Annotated in this window: 10 protein-coding genes; 5 read left to right on the top strand and 5 right to left on the bottom strand. The window is 67.7% G+C overall.

What is annotated here, in order from left to right; translation table 11 throughout:
- Positions 1-89: 89 nt before the first annotated feature.
- The gene (locus Q3A80_RS02770; RefSeq protein ID WP_006479318.1) at positions 90-233 is read right to left on the bottom strand and encodes a hypothetical protein; all 144 of its coding nucleotides are present in this window, start codon (positions 231-233) and stop codon (positions 90-92) included.
- Between the two features lie 208 nt (positions 234-441).
- Here Q3A80_RS02770 and Q3A80_RS02775 point away from each other — a divergent pair, with 208 nt between their 5' ends.
- Together Q3A80_RS02775 and Q3A80_RS02780 are read left to right on the top strand one after the other, a co-directional pair.
- Positions 442-1,617: an acyltransferase family protein gene (locus Q3A80_RS02775; RefSeq protein ID WP_446327558.1), complete on the top strand. Its 1,176-nt coding sequence runs from the start codon at positions 442-444 to the stop codon at positions 1,615-1,617.
- 203 nt (positions 1,618-1,820) lie between these two features.
- Positions 1,821-2,015 (top strand): hypothetical protein, encoded by a 195-nt coding sequence (locus tag Q3A80_RS02780; protein WP_446327559.1) that lies wholly within the window; start codon positions 1,821-1,823, stop codon positions 2,013-2,015.
- A gap of 194 nt (positions 2,016-2,209) precedes the next feature.
- Here Q3A80_RS02780 and Q3A80_RS02785 read toward each other — a convergent pair whose 3' ends face one another.
- From Q3A80_RS02785 to Q3A80_RS02800, 4 genes are all read right to left on the bottom strand, one after another.
- Positions 2,210-4,675: a glycosyltransferase family 4 protein gene (locus Q3A80_RS02785; RefSeq protein ID WP_446327560.1), complete on the bottom strand. Its 2,466-nt coding sequence runs from the start codon at positions 4,673-4,675 to the stop codon at positions 2,210-2,212.
- Positions 4,672-6,138 carry a flippase gene (locus Q3A80_RS02790; protein WP_446327561.1) on the bottom strand — a complete coding sequence of 489 codons (1,467 nt, stop codon included), beginning with the start codon at positions 6,136-6,138 and terminating at the stop codon, positions 4,672-4,674. Before Q3A80_RS02790 ends, Q3A80_RS02785 begins: the two co-directional genes overlap by 4 nt.
- Before the next feature lie 52 nt (positions 6,139-6,190).
- Positions 6,191-8,383: a hypothetical protein gene (locus Q3A80_RS02795; protein WP_446327801.1), complete on the bottom strand. Its 2,193-nt coding sequence runs from the start codon at positions 8,381-8,383 to the stop codon at positions 6,191-6,193.
- A 140-nt stretch (positions 8,384-8,523) separates the two neighbouring features.
- Positions 8,524-8,799 carry a hypothetical protein gene (locus tag Q3A80_RS02800; protein ID WP_446327562.1) on the bottom strand — a complete coding sequence of 92 codons (276 nt, stop codon included), beginning with the start codon at positions 8,797-8,799 and terminating at the stop codon, positions 8,524-8,526.
- A gap of 79 nt (positions 8,800-8,878) precedes the next feature.
- On the opposite strand from Q3A80_RS02800, the gene Q3A80_RS02805 reads away from it, so the two are divergent.
- The 3 genes from Q3A80_RS02805 to Q3A80_RS02815 are packed head-to-tail and all read left to right on the top strand — an operon-like array spanning position 8,879 to position 11,974.
- Positions 8,879-9,943, top strand: coding sequence for an acyltransferase family protein (locus Q3A80_RS02805; RefSeq protein WP_446327563.1), 1,065 nt, complete (start codon positions 8,879-8,881; stop codon positions 9,941-9,943).
- A 35-nt stretch (positions 9,944-9,978) separates the two neighbouring features.
- The gene (gmd, locus tag Q3A80_RS02810; RefSeq protein ID WP_446327564.1) at positions 9,979-11,025 is read left to right on the top strand and encodes a GDP-mannose 4,6-dehydratase; all 1,047 of its coding nucleotides are present in this window, start codon (positions 9,979-9,981) and stop codon (positions 11,023-11,025) included.
- A complete protein-coding gene (locus Q3A80_RS02815) occupies positions 11,012-11,974 on the top strand; it encodes an NAD-dependent epimerase/dehydratase family protein (RefSeq protein WP_446327565.1) in 963 nt (320 codons plus the stop codon). The genes gmd and Q3A80_RS02815 overlap by 14 nt, the downstream gene beginning before the upstream one ends.
- Positions 11,975-11,980: the final 6 nt, after the last annotated feature.

Raw genomic sequence — 11,980 nt, forward strand, 5'->3', positions numbered from 1 at the left:
CGGAAAAGAGATAATCTGGCGATCCGGTCGATATTGCCGAACCGATTGCCGAAGCAGAAATAAATTACCGATTTTCCGGATACAAATTCTTACGATTCGAATTCCTCGATATACGGGACGCCGCCCCGCTCGAGGCCGGGGCGAATCGGCTCGTTCTTCAGCGCCTCGCGGTACGCCGACAGCACGGCCATGACCAGCAGTACTGCCGCGCTCGCGATCCAATGCATGTCCATCTTGCCGCTCCTTGCATCAATCAACTGGAGCTTCAAACTATCAGAAAAAAATCGGCAAATAATTGTAGCGCCTGCGAAACCGCTTTCAGGCCGGGATAAAACCACCATCTGAAATACCATTATTCCGCGGCACGATTTTTTTATTGATTCGCTCGAATTCTTGCGCATTACGATTGGACCATCCCCTTCATCCGTCGCAAGGAATCGCATGCAAGCTTTCAGCGGATCGCCATTGGCTGCGCCGCCCGTCGCCGACCACAAGGAACACGTGATCGACGCGATGCGCGGGTTCGCGGCGCTGCTCGTCGCCTATTTCCACTGCCGGCAGGTCGTCTGGGTCGGCATGCAGAGCTTTCATCGCGCCTACGGTCACGCGCTCGACCCGAGCGTAATCGTCGGCTACCTGACGTTTCCGTTCGCATGGGGGTCGGCCGGCGTGCCGATCTTCTTCGTGATCAGCGGCTACTGCATCCACCGCAACGCGGCGCTGAAGCTGGCCGCCAACCCCGCGTACCGGCTCGATGCGCCGAACTTCTGGGCGCGCCGTTTCGCACGCATCTATCCGGTGCTGCTCGCCGCACTGCTGTTCACGCTCGCGATGGACGCGGTCAGCCTGCAGATCGCGCCGGTCAGCCACAAGATCCGCGACGTCGGCCTCGCTGCGTTCCTCGTGAACCTGTTCTCGCTGCAAGGCGTCGCCGGCTACACGTACGGGTCCAACGGCGCGCTGTGGACGCTGTCGCTCGAAGTGCAGTTCTATGCGATCTATCCGCTGCTGTTCGCGCTGCGCCGGCGCATCGGGATGCCGGCCATCGTCGCGGCCGTCGCGCTCGTCAACGTCGCGTCGGCATGGCTGCTGGAGCGGCACGACCTGCAGTTCTTCACGTCCTACTGGCTGTCCTGGACGGTCGGCGCGTGGATCGCCGACGTGCGCGCGCAGCCGGCGCGCGGCGCGGCCGACGTACCGTCGCGCGCCTGGTACGGCGCGGCCGCCGTGCTGCTCGCCGCGGGCTGCGGCGCGTTCCATTTCGGCCAGTACGGCGCGTTCCAGCTGTGGGCGGCCGGCTTCGCGTGCTTCCTGTACCGCGCGCTCGCGTGCCCGCCGCGCCCGACGCCGCTGCTGCGCGTACTCGGCTGGTTCGGCGACTTCAGCTACTCGCTGTATCTCGTCCACCTGCCGCTGTTCGTGTGCCTCGGTTCGGTGCTGTTCCATTCGGAACTGCAGCTGTCGATCTGGCCGTCGATTGCATTCATGGCCGCCGCGATTCCGGTCGCCTACGTGTTCTACCGGCTGTTCGAACGCCCGGCGATGCTGTGGTCGGCCAGCCTGAAGCCGGCGCGCCCCGCGCGCGTCGTCGCGCCGGCGCCCGAACAGGCCGCCTGAACCCGAACGCGCCATTCCGGCGCTCCCGGCCCCGTGCGCCGTCAGCTTGCACGGGGTGTTTTCATGCGCGGGGCGGGCATATAGCGGCGCTCACGTGTCGGGCCGGGGCCGCTGCAACGGCCGACGTGTGTCCGCGATGCATATCGGCTTCCTGGGCGGCTGCGCTGCCGTCGCCGCGGCCCACCCCTTCCGGGATGGGGTCAATGACCGCATCGAGCCGCCTGAAGGCGTCCGCACGGCGTTCCCGGTCGGGCGGGACGGCCGGCTTCGCACCGGCGAGCCAATCATCCGGGCTGATGGGCGGCGGCATGGTCGACACGCGCGATCGGGTCAACAGCTCGTTCGCAGGCTGCGGCGGCCTGACGTTGGAGTCGGCGACGGCGGCGCACGGCGAGTGAATGCGGCGGGAAATTCCTCCACGCCGGCCCTCGCGACGAGCGCCCGGCGCGCGACATCCCCCCAACCGCCCACAGGATCCAAACGCCAGGACCCCCATGCAGCACACCGCCGCATGAGGGCCCGTTTCGCGCCGGTCCGGACGACGGACGACCGAGGACGACGACACGCTTCGCGCGCCGCCGCCGACTGCCGCCTACCGCTTCTTCGCCTTCGCGGCCTTCGCGGTATCCGCGAGAATCTTCTCGACGCGCTCCACGTACGTTTCGGTGCCGAACCGGCGCACCGCGGTCGCGCGCCCGCTCGCGACGAGCCGCTCGCGCAGCGCGCCGTCGTGCTTGAGCCGGCCCAGCGCATCGGCGAGCGCGGCCGCGTTGCCCGGCTCGCACAACAGCCCGTTCTCGCCGTCCTCGATGATCTCGACGACCCCGCCCGCGCGCGCCGCGACCACCGGCCGCCGCGCGAGCATCCCCTCGACGATCACGCGCCCGAACGGCTCCGGCGTGATCGACGTATGCGCGACCACGTCGACCGCCTTCATGCACGCGGCCACGTCGCGCTGGAATCCGAGGAAGTGCACGCGGTCGTCCATCCCGTGACGCGCGACGGTCTCGTGCAGCTGCGCCGCGTATTCGTCCTCGCCGAACAGCGGCGCGCCGACCAGCACCACGTGCATGTCCGGATGGCGCGCGGCGGCCTCCAGCAGCAGATGCTGGCCCTTCCAGTGCGCGAGGCGGCTGAACGAGCCGACCAGCCACGCGTGCTCGGGCAGCCCGAAGCGCGCGCGCAGCGCGGCCTGGCTGGTGGTATCGAGCGCGTCGAACGGTTCGGCCGAAATGCCGTTGAACACGACGTCGACGTGCTGCGGCGTGAAGCCCGTCAGCGCGCGAAACGCCTGCGCGGACGCATCGGAGTTCGCGATCACGCGCGTGACGCCGAACCGCGCGCAGTACTTGATCGCAGTCAGCTGCTTGCTGCCGAAATGCTCGCCGCTGACGATGTCGCGCAGATGCCAGACCACCGGCTTGCGCGCGAGCCGCCCGGCCAGTGCCGCGACCACCATCGCGCGCTGCGTATTCGCGTAGATCACCTCGGCGCGGCGGGCGCGGCGCGCGACGTCGCGCACCAGCGTGAACAGCTGCTTCAACGCGCCGGCCGACACGCCGCCCTGCTTGCGCACGCCGGCGAGCGCGCCCTGGTCGAGCACGTCGACGCGCGCGCCGATCTCGTCGAGCGCCGCGCGGAACGGGCCGTCGTCGAACAGCAGTACGTCCGCGTTCGCGCGCATGTGCTTCATGATCTCCAGCAGCGACAGCTCCGCGCCGCCGAGCACGCCGCTCTGGTCGAGCACGAGCGTCGCCGGGCCGCGCGCGGCCGGCATCGGCGCGACGGCCGTGCCGCGCTGCGCGGTCGAGCCGGGCAATGCGGCTTCCACATAGTCGAGAAAGCGCCGCCGGAACGTGTCGGCGGAGAAGCGCTCCGCGTTCGCGCGGCACGCGTGCGGCGTGAAGCGCTGCGGCGCGCGTTCGAACGCGTCGACCGCCGCGACGATCGCGTGCGGCGTCTGCTCGTCGAAGAACAGCCCGGTCGGATGCGCGTGCGCGCGCGGCTCGAGCACGGTCTCGAGCGCGCCGCCCTTCCCGTATGCGATCACCGGCGTGCCGCAGGCCTGCGCCTCGACCACCGAAATCCCGAAATCCTCCTCGGCCGCGAACACGAACGCCTTCGCGCGCCGCATCCGGTCGTGCAGCACCGCGAACGGCTGGTAGCCCATGATCTCGACGTTCGGGCCGGCCTTCGCGCGGATCTTCTGCATCTCGGGGCCGTCGCCGATCACGACGAGCTTGCGCTCGGGCGTGCGCGAGAACGCTTCGACGATCAGGTCGATCTTCTTGTACGGCACCATCCGCGATGCAGTGAGGTAGAAATCGTCCTTCACCTCGTTCAGCGAGAAGCCGTCGACGTCGACCGGCGGGAAGATCACCGCCGCATCGCGGTGATACACCTTGCGGATGCGCCGCGCGATGAACGCGGAATTCGCGATGAAGCCATCGACCGCGTTCGCGGTGCGCGTGTCCCAGTTGCGGATGTAGTGAAGGATCATCCGCGCGAGCAGCGACTTCGGCCCGTGCGTGAGGTTCGACTGTTCCAGATACTGGTGCTGCAGATCCCACGCGTAGCGGATCGGCGAATGCACGTAGCTGATGTGCACCTGGTCCGGGCCCGTCAGCACGCCCTTCGCGACCGCATGGCTGCTGGAGATCACGAGGTCGTAGTCGGACACGTCAAGCTGCTCGATCGCGAGCGGCATCAGCGGCAGGTAGCTGCGGTACTTGGTGCGCGCGAACGGCAGCTTCTGGATGAACGACGTCGTCACCGGCTTGCCGCGCACGAATGCGCGGTCCTCGAGAAAATCGACGAGGCTGAACAGGTCCGCGTCCGGAAAGCACGCGACGATCTGTTCGAGCACGCGCTCGGCGCCGGCATAGGTGACGAGCCAGTCGTGGACGATCGCCACGCGCAGCGGGCGGGACGCATCGCGGGTGCCGGCCTGCCCGGCCCGTTCGATCCGGCGCAGTGCGGCGGCGTCGCCGGTTTCGGCCACGGCGGTATCGGCCGTGGCGAGATTCAGGACGGCGTGTTCCGCCAGATCGCGATTCATGCAGTTCTCCTCGCATTGAGACGGACAAACAGATCACGCACGAGTGCGCGCAATCCCGGCGTCATCGTGAGCGACCACGCGACGTTCAGCACCAGCACGACCGCGCACATGCCGATCGACTGGACCAGCCCCGGCCACGCCTGCGCGAGCAACAGGCTCGCGAGCAGGAAGACGAGATGCGCGAGCATGTCGAGCACGATCGCGCGCATCCGGATCGCCGACAGGTACAGCAGCACGCCGTAGTCGACCAGCGCGCGCGCCGCGACAACCACCGCCGCGCCGATCAGCCCGAAATGATGAATGCCGAGCCACAGGCCGCCGACGAAGAACGGCATCTCGACGAGGCCGGCGAACGCGGCGCGGGCCGGGTTCACCTGCGACTGGATCAGGATCCGCGTGACGCTCGCCTGGCCGACGAGCCACACGCTGATCACCAGCACGCGGCCGACCGGCGCCGAATGCGCGGCCAGATCGGCGCCGACCCACAGCGTGAGGAACGGCGCGAGCGCGAAGATCGCGACGATGCCGACCGGCGTGAACACGCCGTTCAGGAATTCGAGCGACTGGCGCGCGAGCGTGTCGGCGTGGTCGCGGCCGACCGCCGACAGGCGCGGGAACAGCGTGCGCACCAGCGCGTTCGGCAGCATGTTCAGGCGCGTGACGAGGTTCTGCGGCACCGTGTAGTACGTAACGAATTTCGCGCCCATGCCGGCGCCGAGCATCACGCGGTCGAGCGTGTCGGCGATCATGCTGGTCGTGCTCGCGATCAGCATCCAGCCGCCGAAGTTGAACAGCCCCTTCGCGGTGCCCCACTGCGGCGGATCGATGCGCCGGATCCCGAGCACCTTGATGCTCGCGTGGCCGAGCATCACCGCCGCGATCAGTCGCGCGACGACGGCCGCGGCGAGCACCGTCTGCAGGTTCGGCGCGATCCACCATGCGGCGCCGAGCGGCAGCAGCTGGAACAGGAACGTGCCGATCGTCTGGTTGGTGTTGAACACGCCGAAGCGTTCGGCGCCGTTGATCGCGCCGGCGAATACCCACGACACGTTCGCGAGCGGAATCGCGAGCGCGAGCCACGGCAGCGCGAGATACACCTCGTGCTGCATCGCGGCCGACACCTTCGTGAAATACGCGGTGTAGACGAACGCGCCGAAATAGATCAGCAGGCCGCCGGCGATGCCGGTGCCGAGGTTCAGCCAGAACGCGCTCCAGAACACGCGCGCGCTTTCGTCCGCGTTGCCGCTCGCGAGCGCCTTCGAGATGTGGTTCTGCGCGGCCATGCTCATCCCGAGATCGAGGATCCCGAAATAGCCGATCAGCGTCCACACGAGGCTGACGACGCCGTAGCGTTCGACGCCGAGCGCGTGGATATATGCGGGCACCGTCACCAGCGACACGAAGGTCGGCAGGATCAGCCCGATGAAGTTGATCGAAACGTTCTTGAGTATGCCTTTGTCCATGCTTGAGCCTTGTGTGACGGCGACGGCGGCCGCAGCGACGGCGCACCGCCCGTCACGGTTTCCAGCGATACATCAGTACCTTGCCGCGCGCGTCTTCCTCGACGAACACCAGGTATTCGCCGTTCTCGCGCCGGAACGCGCTGATGCCGAACGGCACGTCGACCCAGCCCGACGCCTTGCCGACTTCCGCGCCCGGGCTCATCACGCCGACTTCCTTGCCGGTTTCCTTGTCGTACACGTGGATCTTGCCGACCGGCTCCACCGTGAAGATGTAGCGGCCTTCGACCGTGATCCCGATCAGGTCGAGGATCGGTTTCGCGTCGAGCTGCCACGGCAGCGCGACCTGGTAGCGCACCACCGGCGAGCCGCTCGACCACTTGTCGAAGCGCACCAGCACGCGGCCGACTTCCTTGTTGATGCCCGGCTGCGGCTGCGCGTCGGCGGTGTAGCCCGTCACGTACAGCGTGTCCGTCTGCGGCTCGTAGATCGCGCGGCGCAGCTGCGTGAACGGCTGCGGCATCGGATAGGTCGTGACCTTGTCGTACGAGTAGATCGGGTTGCCGGCCTTGTCGAGCCCGCCATAGCTGAAGCGGTGAATGCCGCGCACGTCGCTCGTGCGCCAGATGTCGCCCTTCGTGTCGACCCACCAGCCCCAGCCGCCCGCCTTCGCCTTGCCCGTCGTGTTGGTCGTGAATTCGTCGGCGTCGAGCCGGCCGTTGCCGTTCGTGTCGCGCCAGATCCAGTCGCCGCCCGGCGGCTTGTTCGGCACCTTGTCGACCGGCCGCGCGCGGCCCGCGATCAGCCCCGACGGAATCGCGACCTCGCCGTCGCGCTTCGCGTCGAAGCGGTAGATCTTCAGGTGATCGGCGTACATGTCGGTCAGGTACAGGAACGTGCGGCCGTCGACGCGCCGCGCGAACGGCATGCCCGGATACTGGTCCGTGTGGAACACGGGATCGTCCGGATACTTGAAGCGGTTCGACAGGAAGCCGACGTATTTCCAGTCCTGGCCGGGCGGCTTCGACAGATCGAGCTCGAAGCGCTTGTTGCCCGTGTACACGCTGTTCGGCCGCGCGGGATCGAGCCACGCGCCGTCGACGAACAGCAGGCCCTGCACCTGCCAGCGCAGCTTGCCGTCCGGCGTGTAGCTCTCGAGCACCGCACCGAGCCCCGCGCCGATCGTGTCGTGACGCGGGCCGATCCCGTTCATCGACACATAGACGTTGCCCGCGCGATCGACGCCGACGCCCGTCAGCCCGTTGAAGCGCTGCGGCCCCGGGCGCCCCGGCACCGGGCCCGCGAAGATGCCGCCGCGCTCGCCGAGCGTGCCGGACGCCGCATAGCCCTTGCCGCCCTTCGAGAAGATCAGGATCTGCTGGCGCGGGCCGTTGTCCGCGACCAGCACGCGCCCTTTCGCGTCGACTGCAACGTCCACCGCTTCGGTGCCTTCGGGCAGCGCGGGCGCGTCGTCGAGCTTGCGGCCGTCCGCGCGCACGTGCACGAGGTGCGCGGGCCCGCTGATCGTATCGGTCAGCAGCCACAGCGTGCCGTCGCCGGCGAGCGCGATGCGGCCCGGCTCGTGCGCGCTCCACGTGCCCTTCTTCTGCATCGTCTCGGCGTCGTACACGTCGACCGCATCATGCGACGGGTTCGTCGCGAACAGCGTCTTGTCGTCGGCCGCGAGGCCGCCGACCTCGGCCTTCGCCTCGCCCACTTCCGAGCGCGCCGGCGCCGGCACCTCGTTGACCATCATGAAGCTCGCGGCCATTCGCGCACGGCCCGCATCGGCGCGGCCGCCCGGCGCAACCTGCGGCGCCGCGCGAAACGGCGCCGGCTGCTTCATGTCGCCGATCGTGCGGCGCGAGATGCCGAACCACTGCTTGCCCTTGTCCGGCCAGATGCCGGGCGCCTGCAGATGGCCGCGCTCGTTGCCGACGCCGATCGCGACGTACGCATATTTGCCGTTCACCGCGACCGCGTTGCCGCCGAGATTGCCCCAGCCGTGCGTGCCGCCCGCGAAGCCGAGCATCTTCCCGTCCTGGTAGACGCTCGCCTCGGCGCCGCTCTCGTCCCACGGCGCGTTCGTATACACCTTGCCGTCCGGCGTCACCGCGATCGCGCGGATGTCGATCTGCGTCCAGCTGCCGTCGCCATAGCCGAACGTGTTGCCGATCCACGACGTGGTCGCGGGCAACACCGTTTCAGCCGCGGCGACGCTCGCGGACAGCGCCGCGCATACCGTCATGCCAATCAGAATCAGACGTCGCAATGCGCTCTCCAGACTCGATGCAAAGCGACCGGCGCCGCGGCGTACTGCAATGCCCGGATGACCTGTCGCTCTAAATGGGTTTCAAACGTCGCGATGCAGGTTACAAGCAAAAATAATCACAAGAAATTTGGAAATATTTGGGGATGTTTCGGCATGAAATATCGCACCGGAACAGCCGGATTCAGGCTCGGCAAAGCGGCAATATCGACCGGCTTTCGCGGCACCAGTGCGTAGAAAATGCCGCTCCGGCCCGCCCGCCGGGCTGCGCAGCCTGCAAAGCTTTCATTCCGCGATTGCCGCGAGCGGCATTCGAATGTTTTCAGCCGGATAAATGACACGCGTTTTTTTGCCGATTTCTTTTCCCTAGAATCGATTTCGATTCCATATTTCATTTAAACGCATGCATTACGTTCACGCATCGGATGCGCGGCGCGCCACGGCATTGGCCGCGCGTCGCGAAGGAGCGGCGCGATGACGGGCATCTCGCGCAGCGCCGACCTCGCCCCGCCGCAACACGGCCGCATCGTGCAGCTCGACGGGTTGCGCGCGATCGCGGTGGGCGCCGTGTTCCTGCAGCACGCGCTGAAGGCGCCGCTGTGGATGGGCGTCGACCTGTTCTTCGTGCTGAGCGGGCTGCTGATCACCGGCATCCTGCTCGACCGGAAAGCGCGCGGGCAGTCTTACTTCAGCCACTTCTACGCGCGCCGCGTGCGCCGGATCCTGCCGCCGTACGTGCTGCTGCTGCTCGTGTCGACGCTGCTGTTCGGCGCGAGCTGGCTGCCGCACTGGCCGTGGTTCGCGTTCTTCTCGACCAATATCGGACTGTCGCTCGGCAGCATCGGCCACGACAGCCTGAACGTGCTGTGGTCGCTCGCCGTCGAAGAGCAGTTCTACATCTTCTGGCCGTTCGTCGTGCTGTGGTGCTCCGAGCGTGCGCTGCTGTGGATCGCCGCCGCGCTGATCGTCGCCGCGCCCGTGCTGCGCGCGATCGCGACGCCGTGGTTCGATTCGTTCTGGCCGATCTACTACCTGACGCCGTTCCGGATGGACCTGCTCGCCGCCGGCGCGCTGCTCGCGATCGTGCTGCGCCGCGACCGGCGCGCGCTCGACCCGTTCTATCCGCTCGCGATCGTCGGCGCGCTCGTGGCGCTCGCGATCCTCGGCTGGCTGCACCTGTCGTTCCCGCGCTTTCGCGCGGCGAACACGCCGATGTCGAATGCCGCGCTCTACAGCATCTCGCTGCTGCTGTGCACGTCGATCGTCGTGATCGCGCTGCGCGGACGCGGCCTCGTGCAGCGCGTGCTGACGAATCCGCTGCTCGTCTACGTCGGCACCGTCAGCTACACCGTCTACCTGATTCACCTGAGCGTGCTGTATGCGCTGTGGCCGCTGCACCTGAACCGCTTCGTCACCGCCGCGCTCGCCCTCGCGATCACGCTCGCGTACGCGACCGTGAGCTGGTACGGCTTCGAGCGCCGCCTGACGCGCGGCCCGGCCCGCGGCGCGGTGCCCGCCGCCGCGCGCACGACCGCCTGACTTTCTCAATCCATCGTTTCGACCAGGACATTGCCATGAGCCAAAACCGCAAGAAGGCCATCATCACGGGGATCACGGGGCAGGACGGCGCCTACCTGACCAAGCTGCTGCTCGACAAGGGCTACGAGGTCACCGGCACGTACCGCCGCACCAGCTCGGTGAACTTCTGGCGCATCGCCGAACTCGGCGTCGATACGCACCCGAACCTGTCGCTCGTCGAACACGACCTGACGGATGCCGGCTCGAGCCTGCGTCTGCTCGAACGCACGCAGCCGGACGAGCTGTACAACCTCGCCGCGCAGAGCTTCGTCGGCGTGTCGTTCGACCAGCCGGCGACGACCGCCGAAGTGACGGGCATCGGGCCGCTGAACCTGCTCGAGGCGATTCGCGTGGTGAGCCCGAAGACGCGCTTCTACCAGGCGTCGACGTCCGAGATGTTCGGCAAGGTGCAGGCGATTCCGCAAACGGAAACGACCGCGTTCTACCCGCGCAGCCCGTACGGCGTCGCGAAGCTGTACGCGCACTGGATGACCGTGAACTATCGCGAGTCCTACGACCTGTTCGGCTGCAGCGGCATCCTGTTCAATCATGAATCGCCGCTGCGCGGCCGCGAGTTCGTCACGCGCAAGATCACCGACACCGTCGCGAAGATCAGGCTCGGCAAGGCGACCAGGCTCGAGCTCGGCAACCTCGACGCGAAGCGCGACTGGGGCTTCGCGCTCGAATACGTCGAAGGGATGTGGCGGATGCTGCAGGTCGACGAGCCGGACACCTACGTGCTCGCGACCAACCGCACAGAGACCGTGCGCGACTTCGTGCGGATGGCGTTCGCGGCCGCCGGCTACCAGATCGAATGGACCGGCAAGGGCGAGCAGGAGCGCGGCGTCGACGCGTCGAACGGCAACGTGCTCGTCGAAGTGAATCCGAAGTTCTACCGCCCTGCCGAAGTCGACCTGCTGATCGGCTGCGCGGACAAGGCGAAAGCGAAGCTCGGCTGGGCGCCGGAGACGACGCTCGAACAGCTTTGCCAGATGATGGTCGAAGCCGATCTGACGCGGAATCGTCACCATGACACGTACTGAAGCCGGCCGCCCGTCGCGCCGTGCGTTCGTCACGGGCCTGACGGGCTTCACCGGCCGCTACATGGCGCAACGCCTCGAAGCGGCCGGCTACGACGTGTGGGGCACCGTCGCGCCCGGCGCGGCGCGCCCCGACGATCCGGCGTTCGCGAACTGCACGCTGCTGCCGGTCGACCTGCTCGACGCGAACGCGGTGCGCGCAGCGGCGGCCGATGCGCGGCCCGATGCGGTCGTGCATCTCGCCGCGCGTGCGCACGTCGCACAGGACGAACCGTCGCAAACCTACGCGGTCAACATCGTCGGCACGCGCAACCTGCTGGCCGCGCTCGCGGGCCTCGACAGCCGTCCGTCGGCGGTGCTGCTCGCGAGCAGCGCAAACATCTACGGCAATTCGACGGCCGGCGTGCTCGACGAAACGGTGCCGCCCGCGCCCGCGAACGACTACGCGGTCAGCAAGCTCGCGATGGAGTACGCGGCGAAGCTGTGGGCCGACCGCTTGCCGATCGTGATCGCGCGGCCGTTCAACTACACGGGCGTCGGCCAGGACGACGCGTATCTGCTGCCGAAGCTCGTGTCGCACTACGCGCGCAACGCGCCGCGCATCTCGCTCGGCAATCTCGACGTGAGCCGCGATTTCTCCGACGTACGCGACGTGACGGCCGCGTATCTGAAGCTGCTCGAAGCCGCGCCGGCCGGCGAGACGTTCAACGTGTGCTCGGAGCGCGCGTATTCGCTGAAGGAAGTGCTGGCGATGCTGTCGCGGATTGCCGGTTACGTGATCGACGTGACGATCGATCCGCGCTTCGTGCGGCACAACGAAGTCAAGCGTCTGTCCGGTTCGCGCGACAAGCTGCGGCGCGCGGTGGGCGAGCTGCCGGTGACGCCGCTCGACGACACGCTGCGCTGGATGATGGACGCAACGCGCAACGAGCCGGCCGCGCAGGCCGGCTGATCCGGG

It is taken from the genome of Burkholderia sp. SR8 (assembly GCF_052851275.1).

Bases quoted from the DNA above. Each gene is read 5' to 3' on its own strand.
- Q3A80_RS02770 (WP_006479318.1), bottom strand. From the start codon at position 233: ATGGACATGCATTGGATCGCGAGCGCGGCAGTACTGCTGGTCATGGCC.
- Q3A80_RS02775 (WP_446327558.1), top strand. From the start codon at position 442: ATGCAAGCTTTCAGCGGATCGCCATTGGCTGCGCCGCCCGTCGCCGAC.
- Q3A80_RS02780 (WP_446327559.1), top strand. From the start codon at position 1,821: ATGACCGCATCGAGCCGCCTGAAGGCGTCCGCACGGCGTTCCCGGTCG.
- Q3A80_RS02785 (WP_446327560.1), bottom strand. From the start codon at position 4,675: ATGAATCGCGATCTGGCGGAACACGCCGTCCTGAATCTCGCCACGGCC.
- Q3A80_RS02790 (WP_446327561.1), bottom strand. From the start codon at position 6,138: ATGGACAAAGGCATACTCAAGAACGTTTCGATCAACTTCATCGGGCTG.
- Q3A80_RS02795 (WP_446327801.1), bottom strand. From the start codon at position 8,383: ATGACGGTATGCGCGGCGCTGTCCGCGAGCGTCGCCGCGGCTGAAACG.
- Q3A80_RS02800 (WP_446327562.1), bottom strand. From the start codon at position 8,799: ATGAAATATGGAATCGAAATCGATTCTAGGGAAAAGAAATCGGCAAAA.
- Q3A80_RS02805 (WP_446327563.1), top strand. From the start codon at position 8,879: ATGACGGGCATCTCGCGCAGCGCCGACCTCGCCCCGCCGCAACACGGC.
- gmd (WP_446327564.1), top strand. From the start codon at position 9,979: ATGAGCCAAAACCGCAAGAAGGCCATCATCACGGGGATCACGGGGCAG.
- Q3A80_RS02815 (WP_446327565.1), top strand. From the start codon at position 11,012: ATGACACGTACTGAAGCCGGCCGCCCGTCGCGCCGTGCGTTCGTCACG.